Source organism: Confluentibacter flavum, assembly GCF_002843175.1.
Classification (GTDB): Bacteria; Bacteroidota; Bacteroidia; order Flavobacteriales; family Flavobacteriaceae; genus Confluentibacter; species Confluentibacter flavum.
Map to the genome: position 1 here is coordinate 96,206 of NZ_PJEO01000056.1, position 22,878 is coordinate 119,083.

The following is a 22,878-nucleotide window of genomic DNA, read 5'->3' on the forward strand; positions in this document are numbered from 1 at the left end:
ACCTTATTGGTTTAATTGGGCGATATTTTCATCTTTCTCTCCCACCAGTTCAAGATATTTTTTATAATTGTAACGGGCCACTCTTCTACCCAATTCCAAGCCTTCAATATTATCTGCTTGAATGTGATAGCCGCCCATCACTCTTGATATTCCTGCCATTTCACCTGTTTCGGTAAATGTTGGAAATTTAAGGGTAATTGGGTCTCCTAAATTGTCTGGCTCAGTTAGGGCACCAGGAATTAACTCTACTTCAATACCAAAAGTGTCGTCGCCTTTAAAAAGTTTTAATGCTTCGGCACAACCACCACTTATGGTGCTGTGTCCCGATACATAACTTGGGAATGGTGGACATAAAAACACATCTGGAGAATACGGACGCCATTGTTCCCCTTTCATGGTCATCATACCACTTTCAGGACCTCCCCAACCTTTAATATCTTCATTTTTATAATAATGATGAACAAGTGCATAAGGTCTTGCTGAGTCATAAAACATTTTAGCATCCCAACAAGCTATAAATCCATCCATGGCTACTGATTCTACTAAAAAATACATTTTCACATCTTCATCTATGGTATGATTATCCCTTCTTGAAACATCTTGCGAAAACTTAAGCCAGTGGCCAGCTTGTTGTACAGACTTTGGACCATCTCTCATAAATTCCACCAATGCCTTGTTCTCTGGTGTTAAGTTTGCTTGTAATTCTACAACCTCCTTAACTTCTATTTCCATTTGTTCTGAACCAACCATAGGTGGTGGACCTGGACGAAATTGATCGGAAGTTTCCAATAAAAGTGGTTTTACTTTTGGCCAAAAAGGAGTTAAACATCCTGGAGCAAATTTTCCGCCTTTACCATCAGAAAAATATTTTGGTTGCCATCTATCAATATCCACATTAGTATCAGCATCATTTACTGGTTTATAACCTGTATAATCAAAATAAGGCTTCCCGTTAGACCCTTCAATATCTCCATACTGATTAGAACCATCGTGCATTCTTGCCTCAATCACCATTTTTGCGGCAAGATTACCAATGCCTTCTGGCGTGTTTGGATCTAATGACGTATTGTGGGGATCTAACCCTAGTTCTTTCATTTTATTGGTGAACATCAAGCTATCAGAATAATAATATTCCTTTAAAGCTCTGTAAGCCGCATAACTAACAGCGATTTCCTTGTTTTTTAATGTTCTTTCATTTTCTGGGCGACGTTCAATATCTTTTAAATAAAGTGGGGTGGCTTTCTCGTCGAAACGGGTCCAAGCATCAAACATAGATGTAAATATTAAACCTAAAAACCTTGATGAAATAGTAGGTCTTGGCTTAAATTTTTCGGTATCATTGGCTGTCCCTTCAATGACCATGTAGGCCCATTGATACGCTACGTTGTCAGCCCCTTTTGGTTCGCCTTCAATTGGCTTTTGATTTTCTACAAGAGATACAGAGTCTTTTTGTGAAGTTTTACAGCTTGTAACTGCTAATAATAAAATAGAAGCAATAGCTGAAAATGTTAGTTTTAGTTTCATTTAGTTGTAGTTTAGTATTCAATATTAAACTTTAATTCAGAACAAAACCTATTTTTTATACGAATTAAGTATATTGCTTGACGAAATATGTAAATTACTGGATGAATTATGAAATGCCTAATTGTTGATGACGACCCTTTAATTTGTGATTTGATTGAACATTTTTGTAGCAAAATTGACGACATAACGAGTGTTACCACTACAACTTCGGGGTTTGAATGTATCAATCTTATTAACAGGCATAATTTTGATTTGATTTTTTTAGACTTTAATTTACCCGACATAACTGGTAAAGACATATTGGAGATTATTGGCGCAAATTCGGCTGTCATCATGATAACGTCCTACCAAGCTTTTGGAGCCGAATCTTATAATTACAATCAGATAGTAGATTTTTTGGTTAAACCTGTGGATTTTCCGCGCTTCTTTAAAGCATTTCAAAAAGCGAAAAATTATGTTTCCAAGCAAAAGGAAAAGGAATCCAGATTATTTATAAAAGATGGAAATAAATTGGTTAAAATTGAATTAAGTGAGGTCATTTATTTTAAATCTGAAGCAAATTACATTTCTGTTGTACTTCACGACAAAAAGATATTGACTTTAATGACCTTAAAAGACCTCGAGTCCAAACTTCCTGAATTTTTCTTCCGTGTTCACCGTTCTTATATTGTGAATTTAAACAAGATAGATTTTATAAATAATAACGTTATTGAAATGGGCAAAGATTACATTCCTGTTAGCCAGAGTTATGAAAAAGAATTGCTTACAAAAATCAATCTTTTAAATTAATTTGAATTTCAACCCGAATACAACACATATAGTAAGCAAACACATTATGTATTTTTTCTAAATCGCCACTGGTTACTGCCTTCACTTTTTTGGGTAAAGCCTCAGAAAGCGAAAGTAATTTTAAATTATTGATATGGGCAATCAGTTTATGTAAAATAGCGTCCCATTCATCTTCATTCTTACTTTCAACAACCGTATCAATTCGTTTCATATAAGTTTCAAATTCCTCTTCAATGAGTTTCAATACCTTAATGATCTTACTTGAATTGTTATCATAATTGCTATAAATATTCGAAAAATCGGGAACTGAATATTCATGGCTTCCCAATAATTTGAATACGGTATCTTTTAAATAATCTATGTTAAATGGTTTTTGAAAATACAACCCACTTATTTGCGACATAACTTCTGGCTCGGTGGCAGAAACCAATAAAATAGGACATATTACTTTATTAGTTGAAATCCAATCAAGAAGCTTTGAAGATAAATTTTCGTTTTCAAGCATTAAATCACTTATTATAATATCTGGTTTATTTTGGTTAATACTTTCATTAACCAAATTCCATTTGTTCACCTGGATTAAACGAATGGTATCATCATCAAAAATGTATGAAACCAATTCTAAAGTCGATAAGTCGTCTTCAATATGAAGCATTTTATATTCCCTTTTTAATTTTGGGTATACAATGATTTTATCCGCCACTTTCGTTTTATTTTTTAATGCAGCAATTACAGGGACTTTAACGTTGAACTCTGAGCCTTTTCCTTTTTCTGATACCGCTTTTAAAGTACCGCCAAACAAGATTGTTAACTGTTTTACTATTGATAAGCCCAATCCGTAACTACCATATCTTCCAGATAAATCGTCTTTTTCCCTAAAAAACCGATCGTTTATTTTATCAATATTTTCAGGAAGTATGCCTATACCTGTATCCGTTACTTTTATTTCCAATAAAGAAAATGTTTTTTCTTTAATCAGTTTCGCCGAAAGATTAATTGTGCCTTCCTGAGTATATTTAATGGCATTTACAACCAAGTTTATAACAATTTGCGACAGTCTTAAAGCATCTGTTAAGAAAGATTGATTCTTAAGCTTTTCATCAATATTCAAAGTAAATATCAATCCCTTTTGAATGGCCTCATATTGATAGGTTGCGTAAATATCTTTTAAAAGTTCATCAATAGTGGTGGGTTCGTGGGTAATATGCACTCTGCCTTCGGTTAGTTTTTTATGGTCCAACACATCATAAACCAAACCGGCAAGACTGTTTGAGGTTCTTTCCAGAGTATTTATAATGGGCAATTGCGCCTCCGTAGGGGCGTTTTTATGCAGTAATTTGGTGAGTCCCAAAATAGCATTCAGTGGTGTTCGCATTTCATGACTCATGTTTTGCAAAAATTCATCACGTTGGTTTCTGGCTTCTTTTTCTTTTTTAAGCGATGTTTGCAAGGCATTAACTTGGGAGTCTATTTTGGCTTTCATTTTATTAAAAGTTAATGCCAAAGCACCAATTTCATCCTTTCTATTTATAGGAAGCTCTATATTATTGTCTATTCCTTTATCATAATTACTAATCGCTTCTGTAATCTTATTGATTTTTTTAGAAAAAAATCTAACAAAAAACCATGATATTAAAATAGAAAGCAAACAAACACCAAGCAACGTTTGTATGCTGTTTTTACGAACAACCGACGCGCTTGCCATAAGCACATTATCTTCGATTGTAGACACCAAATACAATGTTCTTAAGCCTTTAAAATAGGTTAATTCTTTAATGTAACTAAGTACATCCCCTTTCAGTTTTTCGTTTAATTGGCTAAACCCATCATTTAAAATAAGGTTTGGTTTTAGTTTAAAATCGTCATAAAAATTAAATTTGGTTTTTGTTTGCACTCCAAATCGTTGTGATTTTATTGGCGAATATAAATACTGCCCGTTGTGGTCTATTAAGTAAAGTTTAAATTCGTTACCTGATATTTTGCTTAACGTTTCAAACAGTTTTGTTAAATCTACATTTATAATAACAATCCCTATTACGGTATTGCTGGCATCAAAAATGGGACTTGCCGCCCTTAACGTAGGGGTGAAAGGTTCGCTAATAACGCCATATTCTTCATTCAAATTTATTTCAGAAAAATAAAAATCGCCTTTATTCATATTTATGGCTTCCTTAAAATATTCTTGGTTACCTTTTTCTTGTAGATTATTGGAAATGAGTATTTCCTGATTTATTTTATCCAATCGAATGATTTCCTTGCCATTATTTTCAGTACCTATCAATCTAATTTGAAAATAAGATGCTTTATTTTTAAGTGTTACCTCAAACAGCTCATTAACATCATTGGTTGTTTTATTAGAATTTTCAACGATGTAGTTTTTAAGTGTTGGGCTATTGGATATTACTGCAATATCGTTGGAAACCTCATTCAATAGAGCATAAAATGATTGCTCTGCCAGTTCGGATGTGTGCATAATACGCTCCTTAGAATAGGCAACAATAACCCTAGAGGCATTATTAAACACCAAATATCCAGAAAGGAGTATGGAAAATATAATTAACCCGGTAAAAAATAAGGCGAAACGGGTAACTATAGAATGCCTAATTTTCATTTAGATAGTTATTTAGACTGATAATTGTAATGCAAGTTTTAAAAATCATGTTAAAGTAAAGATTTTTTAGATAATATGTTAAGCAAACTAATAATTGCCAGGCAAACCTATTGTTTTGCACCCATTTTTATTATTTTACTTATATCATTTTAATTAAAAAACACCCCATTTTACATGGCAATTTTTTACTTTATCAGTATCTTTATAAATGTAATTTTTACCACTGAATGACAAACTACAAAGCAAAAAACAGACTCACCGCACAAGCTTATATTGATGGAGTTTTAAGTGGAAATCGGGTTATTCTGTCTAGAGCTATTACCGTTATAGAAAGCAATTTAGAAAGCGATAAACTACTTGCCAAAGATATTATTCAAGCTATCTTACCAGCCTCAGGCAATTCTGTTCGCATTGGTGTTACGGGTGTCCCTGGTGTGGGCAAGAGCACATTTATTGAAGTTTTTGGAAAACACATCATTAACCAAGGTCATAAGGTTGCCATTCTCTCCATAGACCCAAGTAGCCAACGCTCTAAAGGCAGTATTTTGGGCGATAAAACCCGTATGGAAGCCTTAAGCACTTTAGAGAGTGCTTATATACGACCGTCGGCTTCTGGTGACACCCTTGGTGGTGTTGCCAACAAAACTGCCGAAAGCATGTTACTTTGTGAAGCAGCTGGTTATGATGTTGTTTTAATTGAAACGGTTGGTGTGGGACAGTCTGAAACAGCAGTTCATGGCATGACCGATTTTTTCCTCCTTTTAATGTTGGCTGGTGCCGGCGACGAACTTCAAGGGATTAAAAAAGGCATCATGGAAATGGCAGACATGGTGGTTATTAATAAAGCCGATGGCGATAATATTAAAAAAAGCGAGTTGGCACGTTTACAATACCAAAACGCATTACATATTTTTCCACAGTCGGAATCTGGTTGGATGCCCGTGGTAACAACAGCATCATCTACAAAAAACATAGGTGTTGATGCTGTATGGGACGAGATTACAAAATATACCGAATTGGTTGTTAAAAATGGGTATTTCAATAAAAACAGAAACCATCAAAAAATTCGATGGATGTACAACAATATAAACGAAGCATTAAAACACCTTTTTTATGGTTCAAAAGATATTGCCAGCAAGCTAACTGCTTTAGAAAAACAAATCATCGCTTCGGAAATATCGCCTGTAAAAGCGGCACAAGATATTATTGAAACATTTAAGAAGTCTTTTGAATAAAAGATCAATTCATACGTTTTGAATGTAAATGAAAATGACATTTGAACACTATTTTGACAAAGAATTTGAGCTAAGATATTTAGAAATGAATAAATTGGGTTTGGCAACGCCTACCATCATTTTAGCATTATTAGAAGAAACAGCAGCAGACCATTGTTACTCCATAAATCATAGTTTATTTGATCTGAATAAAAAAAATGTTGGATGGGTATTAGTGTCTGGCATTTTGCAAATAGACCGCTATCCTAGTTACAAGGAAAAAATCACGATTAGAACCTGGTTATCAAGCTATTCCTCCATTAAAGGATATAGAGAGAATATCATTTTTGATAAACACCACAACATCATAGGTCGCGCCAAAGGTTTGTGGGTTTTCTTCGATATTGAAAAAAGGAAGCCAATTCCTATTTTTAATGACATTAAAGAAAAATGGCCATGTTATAGCGAAGAATCCATTGTCAAAAATATCAAGAAAAAAATTGAAACCACATACACAGCAAGCCATATAAAAAAATTCAAAGTCAATAGGTTTGACACCGACATGAATAAACACGTGAACAACATTAGGTATTTACAATGGGTCATTGAATCCCTGCCTGAAGATATTGTAGATAATTACCATTTACATGTTTTGGATGGTCGCTTTATTGCAGAAGCTCAATATGGTGACCATATTTTATCTTTAACAAAAGACATGAAGGATCTTTCTTTTATGCATACCATAAAAATTGAAGGGAGCGATATAGTTTGTGGCAATGCCAAAACATTTTGGAGAAAAAATTAAAAAGACAATATTGCTTTATAATAAATAACCCCACTTGGTTTTTTTACAACTCAAGTGGGGTATTCATGTTGAACGTTAAGCTATTAATCTTGTTCTAAGTATTTTTCCATAATGGACATAGCGGCTTTGGAAATCACAGTTCCAGGTCCAAAAATGGCAGCCACTTTACGTTCCAATAAATAATTATAATCCTGTTCTGGTATAACACCTCCGGCAAATACCATAATATCTGGTCTTCCCAGTTTTTCCAGTTCTTCAATTAATTGCGGAATCAAGGTTTTATGTCCGGCAGCCAAACTAGAAGCTCCTACAAAATGCACATCGTTTTCAATGGCTTGTTTTGCGACTTCTTCTGGCGTTTGAAATAAGGGTCCCATATCGACATCGAAACCTAAATCGGCAAAACTGGAAGCGACTACTTTGGCGCCTCTATCGTGCCCATCTTGTCCCATTTTTGCAATCATAACCCTTGGGCGACGCCCTTCAATCTCTGCAAATTTATCGGCCATTTGTTGTGCTTTAACAAATGTATGATCGTTGTTTACTTCTTTACTATACACACCACTTATTAATTTAGTATCTGCTTTATGACGACCAAAATGAACTTCTAAAGCATCGGATATTTCCCCTAAAGTTGCAAAATTTTCGGCAGCTTCAACAGCTAATTCCAACAAATTACCTGTTCCTGTTTCGGCACAGTCTGTTAATGCTTTTAAATTAGCATCAACAACATCTTGGTTTCTATTAGCTCTTAATTTTTTTAAACGCTCTATTTGGGACAATCTGACCGTAGAATTATCAACTTCTAAAATCTCGATATTCGATTTTTCATTGGTTCTAAATTTATTCACACCCACTAAAATATCCTGTCCAGAGTCCAATCGTGCTTGTTTACGTGCCGAAGCTTCTTCAATACGCATTTTAGGAACACCTGTTTCAATGGCTTTTGCCATACCGCCCAGTTCTTCTACTTCTTCAATTAAAGTCCAAGCTTTTTTGGCAATTTCCTGAGTTAAATATTCTACATAATAAGAGCCTGCCCATGGATCAACGGACTTAGTAATCTGTGTTTCTTCCTGAATATAAATTTGGGTATTACGCGCAATCCTTGCAGAAAAATCGGTCGGCAATGCTATGGCTTCATCCAACGCATTAGTGTGTAACGATTGCGTGCCTCCTAAACCCGCAGCCATGGCTTCAATACAGGTTCTGGCAACATTATTAAAAGGATCTTGCTCACTTAAACTCCAACCAGATGTTTGACTATGGGTACGCAACGCCATAGATTTCGGGTTTTGAGGATTGAATTGTTTAACGATTTTTGCCCAAAGCATACGTGCTGCACGCATTTTTGCAATTTCCATAAAATGGTTCATCCCAACCGCCCAGAAAAATGACAACCTAGGGGCGAATTCATCAATTTTTAAACCTGAAGCCAATCCGCGTCTAATATATTCCATACCATCGGCCAAGGTGTATGCCAACTCAATATCGGCAGTCGCTCCAGCTTCTTGCATGTGGTAGCCACTAATGGAAATGGAGTTGAACTTAGGCATGTATTTGGTGGTGTATTCAAAAATATCACCAATAATTTTCATGGATGGTAATGGTGGATAGATATAGGTGTTGCGCACCATAAATTCCTTTAAAATATCATTTTGAATAGTTCCACTTAAATGGTCCAACGCCACACCTTGTTTTTTTGCTGCTGCAATGTAAAACGCCATAATGGGTAAAACGGCACCGTTCATGGTCATGGAAACCGACATTTTATCTAACGGAATTTGGTCGAATAAAATGTCCATATCCAAAATAGAATCGATGGCAACACCAGCTTTTCCAACATCGCCCGTAACACGTGGATGGTCGGAATCGTAACCTCTATGGGTTGCTAAATCGAATGCAACGGACAACCCTTTTTGACCCGCAGCCAGGTTTCTTCTATAAAATGCATTGGATTCTTCAGCTGTTGAAAATCCTGCATATTGACGAATGGTCCAAGGCTGAGATACATACATGGTGCTGTAAGGGCCTCGTGTAAATGGTGGCAAGCCCGCAACAAAATTTAAATGTTCTGCGTGTGCTATATCTTCTTTTGAAAAATGTGTTTTAACAGGAATACCCTCGGGTGTATTCCAAATATCTTGATGATCTGAATATGTGGACCGTTGTTTAGCAACAGTATGTAATTTTAGATCTGAAAAATCACGTCTCATAACTGTAATGATTTAATGTTTTTTTGAACTTTTTCCTGAACACCTGAAATGGTGTGTATCACATCCGATTTTATATGAATGCATCCATCTAAACCTGCATCAGTTAATGCGCTCATGATGTCAACAGGATTTCCTGCTAATAAAAGTACTTTATCTGCATTAATATCCCTAAAGGTTTCTATAAATAATAAAGCACTTTCAGTATAATCTGGGTCTGAACTACATATAACAACCACATCTGATTCTGTCAAGGCACTACGTCCAGCGGCTTGCTTGGCGCTGTCATAACTTTTTTCTTGCCATATTTCAAAACCTGAAACACCCATAAAATCATAAGAAAAAGCAGCCCTGGCTTTACGCATAGTTAGATTGCCGAAACTTACAAGTTCAACTGTAGGCCGCTTTCCAGTTTCTTCAACAATTTGCTCCGTAACTTTTCTTATCGCTTCAATTTCTAAAGATGCCCTTCTAGGAATTAATACTTTAGAATTGACGTTAGCTCCAGCCGAAAGCACTTTGGACGGCACTGTTTCCATGAGGTTTGGATATTTATTAACCCCAACCATTGGTAAACGCCTTTGACTTATTAATTTTATTTTCTCTTGACGTATTTGGGCTATTTGTTGTTGAATAAATTCACTTTCAAAAGCCTTATAAAATCCGCCCTGTGCTTCAATAACTTTAAAAAGTTCTAAGGCTTTTTCAGCTATTTTTGTGCTGACTTTCTCAATATAATATGACCCATCCACAGGATTTGCCACTTTACCAAAATAAGATTCTTCTTTTAAAATGGTTGTAATATTATTAGCAATTCTAGTTGAAAAATCGGATGGATCATTAAACTCCATATCGTAGGCATCAATTAAAACACCATCAACATTCCCCAAAATTGCTGACATAGTTTCGGTAGTGGCGCGCAATAAATTAGTATGTGCATCGGTAATGGATTTGCTCCAAACAGCTGTTTTCCCCGTTAATGTATGTGTGAAATTTGAAATACCATAGGTTTTAGCGATCTCATGCAACAAGCTATTAAAAGCTCTAAACTTACCAATTTCAATAAAATATTCTGAACCTATCGCTAATTCCACATGAAGATTATCAAAAACAGCTTCTATGTCAATGTCCCTTTCCAAACAGTGTTCTATGACATAAATTAAGGAATTTAAAGTGTAAGCTACTTCTTGAACCTGATTAGAACCTGAATCTAAGTATGCAGTACCTGAAATGGTTATGGCCTTAAAATTTGGATACTCTTTTGATAAGTTTACCAAATGCTTCAGCATTTCGAATCGAAGCATGTTGTAATGCCCTGTTGTGACATAATTAGAGACTATTCCTAAATCAAAATACCCTCTAAGGTTTTTATTATTGGTGACATTTTGATCTGAAAAATCAAAGAAATCTTTCACAAAACCAATAGCGTTTTCGTTTAAAATAAAGGACACCGCTAACTCATTAATATTAATCTTGTTTAAAAGCTTGGTTACAGATACATTTTCTTTTAAATCGAAAATAACTCCAGTCACACCTTCATTAATCGCTTTTAAAGCTTGTTTATTACCGCTTTCGGCGGATAAAACATGAATGGTTCTATAATTGACTAAAACCCGTGCGTTTTCACCTGTGTTGGTGAGATACTCTAGTGTATCTTCCGCACTATAAAAAGGTTGAAAATCTATACCATTTAAGTGTTTCCAAACCAATTTTCTATTGAAATCTTCACCCTTTAAATCTATATTCACTTTATCCATCCATTGCTGTTTGGTAACAGGATTGAAGTCCGAAAAAAGTGTATTCTTATTAGTTCCCATAACGATGTATATTAAACTATATTCAATATTTTAGACGATGATGCTGCTTCCAAACCTTTCGAAAATAGCAATATCCAATGCTTCTCTATGATCTGGATGCGCTATATCCCTTAACGATTCTGCACGTTGTTTTAAGGTTTTTCCAAATAATTCGGCTACGCCATATTCTGTGACAACAAATCTGGCATGGGCGCGGGTTGTAACAACACCAGCACCTAATTTTAGCGTGGGTACAATTTTAGAAACGCCCTTTAATGTTGTGGAAGTTACCGCTATGATGGGTTTTCCGCCTTTCGATAATGCAGCACCACGCATAAAATCCATTTGACCTCCTACTCCAGAAAACATTTTTGTACCAATGGAATCGGCGCAAACTTGTCCTGTAACATCAATTTCTATAGCAGAATTGATGGCTGTCACTTTCGGATTTTGACGAATGATGGAAGTGTCATTAACATAAGCAATATCCAACATTTCAATTTCCGGATTGTCATCCATGAAATCATATAAGCGTCTGGTTCCCATAGCAAATCCTGATACTATTTTATATGGGTTAACCTTTTTTTGAGAGCCATTTACTATGCCCTTTTCAACTAAATCCACAATGCCTTCTGAAAACATTTCGGTATGAACCCCTAAATTTTTATGGTTCATTAAATATGATAGAACGGCATTTGGAATACCACCAATACCCATTTGCAAAGTGGCACCATCATCAATAATCCCAGCAATGTGCTTACCAATCGCTTTTTCTTCTTCGGAAGGGGCTGCCAATTTCATTTCATAAATATCGTCATCAACCTCAACGCAAGCATCAAAATTCTTAATGTGCACAATGGCATCCCCAAATGTACGTGGCATTTTCGGATTTATCTGCGCAATCACTTTCTTTCCTTGTTCGATACCCGATATGACAATATCAACGGAAACTCCTAAAGAGCAGAATCCATGTTTATCTGGTGGTGATACATTCACTAATACAACATCCAAATTCATATATCCTTCACGGAATAAACTAGGGATGTCACTCAAAAAAATAGGAATATAATCAGCCGTATCGCCAATCATTTTTCTAATATTGCCTCCTATAAAAAAGGCACTGGTATGAAAACTATCCCTTAATTCTGGAGCTATATAACCGCATTCACCTTCGGTATGCAGGTGTACAATTTTTACCCCTCTTAACTCTGAAGCCCTAGCAACCATGGCTCTAATAAGCGTTTGTGGTGTTGCAGAACCGCCTTGAATTAATACTCTATTTCCTGATTTTATCAATTTTACAGCTTCATCAGCTGTCATTTTATTTGGTAAGTCCATCGTCTCTAAATTTTAAAATTTATCTTTTCTTAAACCTATATTATTTAACTATCCTAAAAAGCTTAAAATAATACCTGCAGCAATTGCCGAACCAATAACTCCGGCAACATTTGGTGCCATAGCGTGCATTAACAAGTAATTGTGAGGGTCTGCTTTAAGACCTTCAGCATGTACAACCCTAGCACTATCTGGAACTGCAGAAACACCAGATGCACCAATAAGTGGGTTTATTTTATTATCGCCTTTAAGAAATAAATTCATGAGTTTTGCGAAAAGTAAGCCACCAGCTGTTGCTATAACAAATGATAGTGCACCCAAACCAAATATCATCATAGAATCTTTAGTAATAAAGATATCGGCCTGTGTTGATGCACCAACGGTAACACCTAAAAGAATAGTAACAATATCAATTAATTTAGTACGGGCAGTTTCTGCAAGTCGTTCTGTTCTGCCAGATTCCTTTAATAAGTTTCCAAAAAACAGCATCCCTAACAACGGCAAAGCACTTGGTGATATAAATGTGGTTAGTAACAAAGCGACTATTGGGAAAATCATTTTCTCTTTTTGAGACACGGCTCTTGGAGGTTTCATTCTTATTAATCGCTCCTTTTTGGAAGTCAACAATCTCATGATTGGCGGTTGAATAACAGGTACTAATGCCATATACGAATAGGCAGCAATGGCTATTGGGCCAATTAAATTCTTAACGGTTGTTCCATCTGGCAGAATATTAATACCATTGGCTAATTTTGAAGATAAGAAGATAGCCGTTGGTCCATCGGCACCACCAATAATCCCAATCGCACCAGCTTCTGGAAGGCTAAACCCTAAGTAAAGAGCTCCTAAAAATGTTGCAAATACCCCGATTTGAGCCGCTGCCCCTAGAAGCATTAATTTAGGATTGGCAATAAGCGACGAGAAATCCGTCATAGCGCCTATGCCCAAGAAAATAAGTGGTGGATAAATCCCTTTTACCACACCAAAATAAAGATAATTGAGTACAGATCCTTCTTCATAAATCCCCGTTTGGTAGCCTGCTACAAAAGGTATATTCCCAAGCATGACACCTACGCCAATGGGAATTAAAAGCAAAGGCTCATAATCAAATTTAATTCCCAGATATATAAAAATAATACCTATTAAAATCATTATGATATGTCCCGTTTGCGCATTTGCAAAACCTGTGAAGTGATAAAACTCCTTAATCCCATCTAATGCCCCGTCAACAAAGGTTTCTTCAACCGTGTTTTCTACTTGAGAAACCGAAGCTGATACTGACGTATTTGTAGTATTGGAGCTAAATCCTAATACAGGTTTTATAAAAATGAGCAGTGATAGAATTCCAAAAATTAATATTACTTTTTTCATTGTCTTTTGTTTGGTCATTTCGAAGTATAAAAATGAATCACTAATTTTAGAACGACTTCATTTTATTCGAAATGATATTACTATTTTATTCTAATTCTATCATTACTTCTCCTTGCAACACTTGCTGTCCGACAGCCACATTAATAGCTGTAACAATACCGGATTTTTCTGAAGCAATACTATTCTCCATTTTCATGGCTTCAAGAACCAATAATAAATCGTTCTCTTTAACCGTATCTCCTACTTTTACATTAATAGATAGTATCACTCCTGGAATGGGCGCTATGATTTTAGCCCTTGATGACACAGGATTTATCTTTACTGGCTCAATAGCGGCATTGGCTGGCTTGCGAACCAATGTTGGTGTTTTTACCTTTTTTATTTCTTCCTTCATTTTTACAGAATAGGAAGTTCCATTAACTTCTAATTCGATCGTATTATTTTCGTGTGAAAGAATCTTAACTCCGTAATTATTTTCGTTTATCCTGAATGTGAAATTTTTCATGGTCTTATTTATAAAATTTAAAAATTCTTGAGCTAAAGTCTATTTCTATAAGCACTATATATTTTAGAACTCCAAGGAGAATATAATTTTCTAGCTTGCTTAATGGTTAATATGGCATTTTCTTCATCGTGTTGTTCATCTAGATATAGATGAATAGCAACAGAAATAGCCGCAGCAATTTCTCCGGTAAATTTCTCATTAACTTTAGGGGAAATATCTTTAACTTTTTTATCTCTTCCTTTGGTAATTATTTTATAGATATAGAGCATAATTGGTAAACCGTATTTAAAAAACACAGTTAGAAGAATCAAGCCGCTAAAAACAATTAATAAGCCTGTAATTAGAATAATGTACCCTTCACTTAGTGGATCTGTATATAATAGTACGCGTGTCATTATAATGGGATATTTGAGTGTTTTTTAGGTGGATTCACCTCTTTTTTATTAGCCAATAATTCTAGAGCCCTAATAATTCTAAACCGTGTGTTTCTTGGTTCGATAACATCATCAATAAAGCCATATTTAGCAGCTACATAAGGGTTGGCAAACTTGGCATTATATTCATTTTCTTTCTCCTCGATGTAATGAAGCTTTTCTACTTCATCTTCAATTTTACTGATGTTTGAACCTTCTAAAACCTCTACAGCTCCTTTTGCGCCCATGACTGCTATTTCAGCCGTTGGCCATGCATAATTTAAGTCGCCACGTAATTGTTTACAGCTCATAACATCATGAGCCCCACCATACGACTTACGGAGTGTTATAGTTACTTTCGGAACAGTTGCTTCTCCATAAGCGAACAATAATTTGGCACCATGTAGAATTATGCCTCCGTATTCTTGTCCAGTACCAGGTAAAAATCCCGGAACGTCTACCAAGGTTACTAGGGGAATATTAAACGCATCACAAAAACGAACAAATCTGGCCGCTTTTCTTGACGATTCACTATCTAAAACACCTGCATAATATTTTGGCTGATTGGCAACAATACCAACCGAACGACCATTAAAACGAGCAAATCCCACAACAATATTTCGAGCATAATTTCTGTGAACTTCTAAAAATTCGCCGTTATCTGTAATGGTTGAAATCACATCAATCATATCATAAGCTTGATTTGAATTTTCTGGAATGATGGTATTTAATATGTCATCCAATCGGTCTATGGGATCTGAAGTAGTAATGGTGGGTGGCTCTTCAAGATTATTTGATGGCAAATAGCTTAATAATTTTCTAATAAGCATTAAATTTTCTTCATCGTTATCCGCCAAAAAATGTGATACTCCAGATTTGGTGGAATGGATATGAGCGCCTCCCAATTGTTCCGCAGTGACGACTTCGCCCGTTACAGCTTGCACCACTTTTGGCCCCGTAACAAACATATAACTTGTTTTGTCTGTCATAATCGTGAAATCTGTTAAGGCTGGAGAATATACGGCACCACCGGCACAAGGGCCTAAAATGGAAGAAATTTGAGGAATGACTCCAGAAGCCATGATATTTCTTTGGAAAATTTCGGCATATCCAGCAAGAGACCTTACACCTTCCTGAATTCTCGCCCCTCCACTATCATTAAGTCCAATTACGGGCACCCCAATTTTCATGGCCATGTCCATGACTTTACAAATTTTTAAAGCATAGGTTTCTGAAAGTGAACCTCCAAACACCGTGAAATCCTGGGAGAATACATACACTATTCTACCATCTATAGTGCCATGACCTGTTACAACGCCATCCGATAGATAGATTTCTTTATCCAATCCAAAAGATTTTGTTCTATGTGTAACAAACATGTCAAACTCTTCAAAACTATCGTCGTCTAAAAGAATATTTATTCTTTCTCGGGCAGTTAGTTTTCCTTTAGCATGTTGAGAGTCTATACGTTTTATACCTCCACCCAACTTTGCTTTTACTCTTTTCTCAATGAGCTCGTTAATTTTATCTTGATTTGCCATTTGTATATTATTTGCTTATCTATTTTTTTTCAATGTTTTACTCTTTTGAGCATAATTCCGTAAGCACGCCCAACGTGGATTTTGGATGTAAAAACCCAATATTCAATCCCTCTGCTCCTTTTCTAGATACCTTATCTATAAGTGTTACACCTCTTTCTTCTGCTAGTTTCAAAGCATCGGTTGCATTTTTAACAGCAAAGGCGATATGGTGAATGCCAGGACCCTTTTTCTCAATAAACTTGCCAATGGGCCCATAGGGCGAGGTGCTCTCAAGCAATTCAATTTTTGTAGTACCTACCAAAAAAAAGGCTGTCTTCACTTTCTGATCAACAACCTCTTCAATAGAATAGCATGTCATGCCTAAGACATCTTCATAATATTTAATTGAATCTTCTAAATTTTCAACGGCAATTCCTATATGTTCAATGTGGGAAATATCCATGATCTATGATTTTAACTGAATTTTATCTTTAAATAACATGTCAAAATTAAAGTAAGGGTACTACCTAAATTATGACAGAAGTCATGTATTATATAATATTCCCAATTAATTTAAACTACAACGTTTTAGTGGCATTTATTTGGATTCCCGCTTTATTCATTACTTAATATTTTTATAATAAAAGAATTCATGAATCTTACGATTTCACGAGAAATCGAAGATTCGACGAAGTCAATGACAATTTCAACGGAAACCCGACGCTAAGCGTCGAGAAATTCTTTTCGATTAAAATATGCCAAACAATTAATCTTATATTTGAAAATGCTTTCAAATAGCTCCTTTTTTAAACTCTATAAAGCACCCTTACTCTTGGTGCTAGCTAGTTTTTTATTCTATGTTTCTTTTGCTTACTACCTAGAGAGAAGCGATTACACAAAGCTTCTAATGCTTTACACTGCTTTGTTTTTTTTGTTTTACAAGCTTGTTACTATATTTAAACATCACATTGGATTATTAACTTGGATCGCTTTTGGTTTTAGATGTGCTTTTATTCTAGCTATACCCAACCTATCACAAGATTTTTATAGGTTTATTTGGGATGGCAGATTGATTATTGAAGGAATTAATCCGTATGTGCATTCGGTAGAATTCTTTATTCAAAAAGGAGAACTCCCTGTATGGCAATCTCAAGAATTATTTCGTGGCATGGGTGTGTTAAACGGAAGTCATTTTTCCAATTACCCTCCTATTAATCAATTTTGCTTTGCTTTGGCGGGATTATTTGCCGGAAAAAGTATTTTAGGGTCTGTAATGATTTTACGATTCATTATAATTTGTGCGGATTTTGGAACCCTTTATTTTGGGAAAAAACTACTTGAAAAACTAGAATTACCTATTCACAATATGTTTTGGTATGTATTAAACCCATTTATTATTATTGAATTAACTGGCAATCTTCATTTTGAAGGGATTATGATTTTCTTTTTGGTTTGGAGTTTATATTTACTGCACACAGGTAAATGGCTGTTTGCTGCTTTTATTTTAGGGCTTTCAATTTCAGTAAAATTAATTCCTTTAATGTTTTTACCCTTGTTTTATCAGTGGTTTGCTAAAGATGATTCTAATAATGTGAAATGGATTCCTGATTTTAAAAAATTGACAAAATTGCTTTCTTATTATCTAATAATTGGTCTAACTGTACTCCTGTTTTTTGTCCCATTTTATTTTTCAGGATTTATAAATAATTATTCGAAAACCATTGGCTTGTGGTTTCACCAATTTGAGTTTAACGCCAGTTTATATTATATCGCAAGAGAAATAGGCTACTTATTTAGAGGTTACAACGAAATTGATACCATTGGAAGAGCAACCCCATTTATTGTTATTTTATTTGTTTTAATTTTAACTTTTTTCAGAAAAAACAAGACAACGGTTCAGTTAATTACCTCGATGCTTTTAGTCTTATCTTTTTATTACTTCACAGCAACAACTGTACATCCTTGGTATATCTCGACGCTTTTAGCATTATCTGTTTTTACAAAGTATAAATTTCCTTTGGTGTGGAGTTGTGTTGCTATACTTAGTTATTTAGCTTATAGCAACCAAAATGAAACAGAGAATCTATGGATAATAGCTTTAGAATATTTAATCGTTTATAGTGTGTTTATTTGGGAAGTTTTCATAAAAAAAGCCACCATAAAGGCAGCTTGATTTATAAATATATCATGAATCAACTAGGATTTAAAGACATCTGACGGATTTTTAAAACTTTTAAATTCTAGCATATAATCATTTGGATCATTTACAAAAAAGGAGGTGTGTTCACCAATATTATCTTTTAGAAATGTGGTTTTATCAACCAATTCTAAATCTTGATCTTTAAACTTTGCGTAAACCTCATTCCATGCATCTAAATCAATTACTACTCCGAAGTGAAATGATGGTAAAATTTTGCCTTCAAATACATAGTTTGGACTATTGAAGTTAAATTTTCCTGCTTTAATAAACGTTATTTGGTGACCAAATAAATTGATATCCACCCAACTTTGTGTCGATCTTCCTATGGAAGCGCCAATACTCGTGTAAAATTTTTTGGTATCCCTTACACTAAGGCAAGGCAATGACATATGAAATGATGTAACCATAAATCTTTATATTTAAAGTGGTTTTAAACTTTCTATTCTGTAAATTAAAAAATCTTCATCGCCATCATCAAAAACTTCTACAAAAGATACTCTAAATTCCTTCCCAACAAGAGATGAATCAATTTTTAAATCAAATTGTTTTAAAACACGAGGATGGACTTCTTCAAAAATCATGTCCTCACCATTATCAAACAAAAACGTATAATAACCGTTTTCGTAAGACTTAAAAACAGCTGTTTCCATTTTACTGAAAAAAATTTAATCTATATCGTCGTCTTCGTCATCATCAATTGGCTCTTCATCTAAATCATCTAAATCATCAGCATCGTCTAAATCAACATCCTTGTCTAATTTCGTATCATCCACATCATCGCTATCGTCGGTATCTAAATCGTCATCTGCCTCAATGGCTAATTCTGGATCTTGAATAGCATCTGGATCATCAGTCGCAAAATCACCATAATCATCCTCATCATAATTCTCCATGGTTATGGCTAGTTTTTTACTAACCTTTACTAAATATTTAGTATCTTTAGTCGTTACTTCAACAGCCTCAATGATCTCATTACTAGCGTTTTTGAATGATATAATTTGATCTTCGTCATAACCATCAGGATATTTTTCAACCAATAAAGCCAAAATTTCTGGGGTTAGCTTTTTAAAGTCTACGATAACTCGCTTTAAATTGTCGTTTCTGTTTTTCATTTATCAAAAGTTTGAATATAGCATTTTTTTTACATACCCAAAAGGTAAGCAAATATTAAAGGAGCCACAATAGTTGCATCACTTTCTATTATAAATTTTGGGGTATTGATATCAAGTTTTCCCCATGTAATTTTTTCATTTGGCACGGCACCAGAATAAGATCCGTAACTTGTTGTAGAGTCGCTAATCTGGCAAAAATAACTCCAAAAAGGGATGTCGTGCATTTCCATATCTTGATAAAGCATTGGCACAACACATATTGGAAAATCACCAGCAATACCGCCGCCAATTTGGAAAAAGCCAACACCTTTCCCTGTTGAATTTTTTGGATACCAATCTGACAACCACATCATATACTCTATCCCGCTTTTAGTAGTAGATGCTTTAAATTCCCCTTTAATACAGTAAGAAGCAAAAATATTTCCCATAGTACTGTCCTCCCATCCTGGCACTATAATGGGCAAGTTTTTTTCGGCTGCAGCAACCATCCAAGAATCTTTCGGATCAATCTCATAATACTGTTCTAAAACACCCGAATTCAACATTTGATACATAAACTCATGCGGAAAATAACGTTCTCCTGATTTATCCGCTTTATTCCAAATATTATATAAATGTGATTGTAATCTTCTAAATGCTTCTTCCTCTGGAATACAGGTATCGGTAACGCGATTATAATGATTTTCCAATAAATCCCATTCTTCCTGCGGCGACAAATCCCTATAATTAGGCACCCGTTTATATGAATTGTGTGCTACCAAATTCATTATATCTTCTTCAAGATTGGCACCTGTACAAGATATAATGTGAATTTTATCTTGACGAATCATTTCTGCCAACGACTTACCTAGCTCTGCCGTACTCATGGCGCCTGCCAAGGTGACCATCATTTTTCCACCTTCTAGCAAATGTGTTTCATACCCTTTTGCTGCATCAACCAAAGCCGCTGCATTAAAATGTAAATAATGATGTTCTATGAATTGTGATATGGGTCCTTTAGTAGTCATCGTCTTCTTCAAATTTAGAATTACTACTCTTATTTACAAATGAATTATCGAATGAATTATCGTAGCTATCTCCTGCATCTTCATCCTGAAATTTGTAACTAAGCATTTTATTATAAAGTCTGGCCACTAAAGCATCCGACGCTTTGTTATGTTCATTTGGGCAAAATTCCATAATATCAAAACCTACAACATTTTTTTCAGCAAAAACTTGTTTTAAGAAATCCAGAGTTTCGTACCAAAACAAGCCTCCAGGTTGTGGGTTTCCACTATTTGGCATGATGGAAATATCTAAAGCAGATACATCAAACGTAATAAAAACATTATCGGTCATTTGGTCTATAGCACTGTCCATCCAAGTATCATCCACAGCCATTTCATGGGCAAAATATGTTTTTTCCTCATCCATGAATGTTTTTTCCATAACATCCATAGAACGAATACCGACTTGAATTAAATTCGTTGTTTGACTGGCTTCGTAAGCTGCGCAAGCACTATTAAATGAAGACCCTTTATGGGTTTTATTTAAATTGGCATGGGCATCTAAATGTAAAACCGTTAAATTATTGAACGTTTCATTAAAAGCTCTGATAGTTCCAATGGATACGGAATGCTCACCACCAAAAATGGTTACGAACTTATTTCTTTTAATGTATTTTTTAGTGATTTCATGAACTGCTTTTACCATAGCTTCAGTAGAGCTATTTTCTTTAACGGCATCTGCTAAAAATATACCTTGTTTATAAACTTCAGTAGCTGTTTCAATATCATAAAGCCCCATGTTTTCTGAAGCCTCTAAAAATGCTTCTGGGCCTTTACTTGCTCCACTTTGCGAAGCACCTGTTCCCTCATAAGGCACTGGTATTAATACTACTTTTGCGCTTTCTAATTTTGCGAATTCTTCTGGAATTCCCGCGTAGGTTTTAATTTTCATTGCTAATTATTTTAATTTATTGGCTAATTGCATGTTACCATTAACAGATGCCGCTAATACGTCGGTTTCATAAGTTTGGCTAACATCATAACCTAAAATTTTAAGTAAGTCTTCACTTTTTTGTTGTTCACTAAATAATTCTGTAGTTAAATTGCCATCTTCATCCCTATCAATCAAAATATGTTTTGGTGCAGGAATTAAACAGTGTTGTAATCCGCCAAAGCCACCTATGGTTTCTTGATAGGCGCCTGTATTAAAAAACCCAATATACAAAGGTTTTTCCCTATTATACTTTGGTAAATAAATAGCGTTCATGTGTTGTTCACTATTGTAATAATCATCACTATCACAGGTTAAACCACCTAATAAAACGCGCTCGTAACTATCGTTCCATCTATTGACCGGCAGCATGACAAAACGTTTATTAATGGCCCATGTATCTGGCAACGTCGTAATAAAAGAGGAATTAATCATGTTCCACTTTTCCCTATCATTTTGTTGTTTTTGGTAAAGCACTTCATATATGGCACCACCACTTTCACCTACTGTAAAACTACCAAATTCAGTAAAAATATTTGGCACTTCTACTTCTTCTTCCTCACACATTAATTTTATTTGGTTGATAATTTCATCAACCATGTATTGATAATCAAAATCGAATGCCAACGAGTTTTTAATAGGGAAACCGCCGCCAATATTTAAACTGTCCAACGTCGGACAAATGCGTTTCAAACTTGTATAAACCTTTAAACATTTTAGTAATTCGTTCCAATAATAGGCATTATCCCTAATACCTGTATTGATAAAGAAATGAAGCATTTTAAGTTTTACCCTTTTGTTTTCTTTTATCTGAGACCTGTAAAAAGGCACGATATTTTTGTATCCAATACCTAAACGTGAGGTATAAAACTCAAATTTTGGTTCTTCTTCTGAAGCGATTCGAATGCCTATATTAAAGCGTCCTTTGATCTCCTTGGAAAGTAAATCAATTTCTTCGTAATTATCAATAATGGGAATACAGTTTTTGTGGCCGCCGTTTATTAATTTAGCAATGTTTGTAACATATTGCTCCCTTTTAAAGCCATTGCTAATCACATAAGTTTTATCGGTAATCTTTCCTTCTTTCTTTAAATTCTGAACTATATCAATATCAAAAGCCGATGATGTTTCAATATGGATATCATTTTTTAAGGCTTCATTTAAAACATGTTTAAAATGAGAACTTTTTGTACAGTAGCAATAATTGTATTTCCCTTTATAATGGTGCTTTTTTAAGGCACTGGCAAACCATGATTTTGCTCTATTTATATTGTTCGAAATTTGCGGCAAATAGGTAAACTTTAACGGCGTTCCGTAGTCTTCTACCAACTGCATTAAGTCAATGCCGTGAAATTGTAAATTTTTATCTTCTAGTTTAAATTCTTCTTGTGGAAAATAAAATGATTGATTTATTAGATCTATATACTTAGTATTCATCCGTTTTTTCGATATAATAGATTTATATTAATTTTTTAAAGTTATGAAACATATGT

The 22,878-nt window shown here is 34.8% G+C and carries 20 protein-coding genes; 4 read left to right on the forward strand and 16 right to left on the reverse strand.

Annotated features, from left to right (window positions below):
* Positions 1-3: 3 nt before the first annotated feature.
* On the reverse strand, positions 4-1,524 hold the full coding sequence (locus CSW08_RS16755) for a vanadium-dependent haloperoxidase (protein WP_106661073.1): 1,521 nt from the start codon (positions 1,522-1,524) through the stop codon (positions 4-6).
* Between the two features lie 108 nt (positions 1,525-1,632).
* Here CSW08_RS16755 and CSW08_RS16760 point away from each other — a divergent pair, with 108 nt between their 5' ends.
* A complete protein-coding gene (locus CSW08_RS16760) occupies positions 1,633-2,313 on the forward strand; it encodes a LytR/AlgR family response regulator transcription factor (RefSeq protein WP_106661074.1) in 681 nt (226 codons plus the stop codon).
* Here the strand turns inward: CSW08_RS16760 and CSW08_RS16765 are convergent.
* Positions 2,297-4,924: an ATP-binding protein gene (locus CSW08_RS16765; protein ID WP_106661075.1), complete on the reverse strand. Its 2,628-nt coding sequence runs from the start codon at positions 4,922-4,924 to the stop codon at positions 2,297-2,299. The genes CSW08_RS16760 and CSW08_RS16765 overlap by 17 nt on opposite strands.
* Positions 4,925-5,151: 227 nt before the next feature.
* On the opposite strand from CSW08_RS16765, the gene meaB reads away from it, so the two are divergent.
* Together meaB and CSW08_RS16775 are read left to right on the forward strand one after the other, a co-directional pair.
* Entirely contained in the window at positions 5,152-6,159 is a 1,008-nt protein-coding gene (gene meaB / locus CSW08_RS16770) for a methylmalonyl Co-A mutase-associated GTPase MeaB (protein WP_106661076.1), read from the forward strand.
* A gap of 34 nt (positions 6,160-6,193) precedes the next feature.
* Positions 6,194-6,943 (forward strand): acyl-[acyl-carrier-protein] thioesterase, encoded by a 750-nt coding sequence (locus CSW08_RS16775; protein ID WP_106661229.1) that lies wholly within the window; start codon positions 6,194-6,196, stop codon positions 6,941-6,943.
* An 83-nt stretch (positions 6,944-7,026) separates the two neighbouring features.
* Here CSW08_RS16775 and scpA read toward each other — a convergent pair whose 3' ends face one another.
* The 8 genes from scpA to mce all read right to left on the reverse strand — a co-directional run bounded on the left by scpA (position 7,027) and on the right by mce (position 16,559).
* Positions 7,027-9,159, reverse strand: coding sequence for a methylmalonyl-CoA mutase (scpA, locus tag CSW08_RS16780; protein ID WP_106661077.1), 2,133 nt, complete (start codon positions 9,157-9,159; stop codon positions 7,027-7,029).
* Positions 9,156-10,973, reverse strand: a complete 1,818-nt coding sequence (locus tag CSW08_RS16785) for a methylmalonyl-CoA mutase family protein (protein WP_106661078.1) — start codon at positions 10,971-10,973, stop codon at positions 9,156-9,158. Before CSW08_RS16785 ends, scpA begins: the two co-directional genes overlap by 4 nt.
* Positions 10,974-11,003: 30 nt before the next feature.
* Positions 11,004-12,290, reverse strand: a complete 1,287-nt coding sequence (locus tag CSW08_RS16790) for an acetyl-CoA hydrolase/transferase family protein (RefSeq protein WP_106661079.1) — start codon at positions 12,288-12,290, stop codon at positions 11,004-11,006.
* Between the two features lie 48 nt (positions 12,291-12,338).
* Positions 12,339-13,658 carry a sodium ion-translocating decarboxylase subunit beta gene (locus tag CSW08_RS16795; protein WP_106661080.1) on the reverse strand — a complete coding sequence of 440 codons (1,320 nt, stop codon included), beginning with the start codon at positions 13,656-13,658 and terminating at the stop codon, positions 12,339-12,341.
* A gap of 85 nt (positions 13,659-13,743) precedes the next feature.
* Complete coding sequence (locus tag CSW08_RS16800) at positions 13,744-14,163, reverse strand: biotin/lipoyl-containing protein (RefSeq protein WP_106661081.1); 420 nt, start codon at positions 14,161-14,163, stop codon at positions 13,744-13,746.
* 32 nt (positions 14,164-14,195) lie between these two features.
* On the reverse strand, positions 14,196-14,558 hold the full coding sequence (locus tag CSW08_RS16805; protein ID WP_106661082.1) for an OadG family protein: 363 nt from the start codon (positions 14,556-14,558) through the stop codon (positions 14,196-14,198).
* Positions 14,558-16,117: an acyl-CoA carboxylase subunit beta gene (locus CSW08_RS16810; protein WP_106661083.1), complete on the reverse strand. Its 1,560-nt coding sequence runs from the start codon at positions 16,115-16,117 to the stop codon at positions 14,558-14,560. The genes CSW08_RS16805 and CSW08_RS16810 overlap by 1 nt, the downstream gene beginning before the upstream one ends.
* A gap of 37 nt (positions 16,118-16,154) precedes the next feature.
* Positions 16,155-16,559, reverse strand: a complete 405-nt coding sequence (gene mce / locus CSW08_RS16815; RefSeq protein WP_106661084.1) for a methylmalonyl-CoA epimerase — start codon at positions 16,557-16,559, stop codon at positions 16,155-16,157.
* Between the two features lie 321 nt (positions 16,560-16,880).
* On the opposite strand from mce, the gene CSW08_RS16820 reads away from it, so the two are divergent.
* A complete protein-coding gene (locus tag CSW08_RS16820; protein WP_106661085.1) occupies positions 16,881-18,269 on the forward strand; it encodes a mannosyltransferase in 1,389 nt (462 codons plus the stop codon).
* A gap of 23 nt (positions 18,270-18,292) precedes the next feature.
* Here the strand turns inward: CSW08_RS16820 and CSW08_RS16825 are convergent, their stop codons facing one another.
* From CSW08_RS16825 to CSW08_RS16850, 6 genes are read right to left on the reverse strand one after another with little or no spacing between them, the layout of a single operon-like run.
* Positions 18,293-18,703 (reverse strand): VOC family protein, encoded by a 411-nt coding sequence (locus tag CSW08_RS16825; RefSeq protein ID WP_106661086.1) that lies wholly within the window; start codon positions 18,701-18,703, stop codon positions 18,293-18,295.
* Between the two features lie 12 nt (positions 18,704-18,715).
* Positions 18,716-18,946, reverse strand: a complete 231-nt coding sequence (locus CSW08_RS16830; RefSeq protein WP_106661087.1) for a hypothetical protein — start codon at positions 18,944-18,946, stop codon at positions 18,716-18,718.
* A 15-nt stretch (positions 18,947-18,961) separates the two neighbouring features.
* Entirely contained in the window at positions 18,962-19,408 is a 447-nt protein-coding gene (locus CSW08_RS16835) for a hypothetical protein (RefSeq protein WP_106661088.1), read from the reverse strand.
* Between the two features lie 29 nt (positions 19,409-19,437).
* On the reverse strand, positions 19,438-20,415 hold the full coding sequence (locus CSW08_RS16840) for a deoxyhypusine synthase family protein (protein ID WP_106661089.1): 978 nt from the start codon (positions 20,413-20,415) through the stop codon (positions 19,438-19,440).
* Entirely contained in the window at positions 20,405-21,346 is a 942-nt protein-coding gene (gene speB, locus CSW08_RS16845) for an agmatinase (protein WP_106661090.1), read from the reverse strand. The genes CSW08_RS16840 and speB overlap by 11 nt, the downstream gene beginning before the upstream one ends.
* 6 nt (positions 21,347-21,352) lie before the next feature.
* The gene (locus tag CSW08_RS16850; protein ID WP_106661091.1) at positions 21,353-22,822 is read right to left on the reverse strand and encodes a type III PLP-dependent enzyme domain-containing protein; all 1,470 of its coding nucleotides are present in this window, start codon (positions 22,820-22,822) and stop codon (positions 21,353-21,355) included.
* Positions 22,823-22,878: the final 56 nt, after the last annotated feature.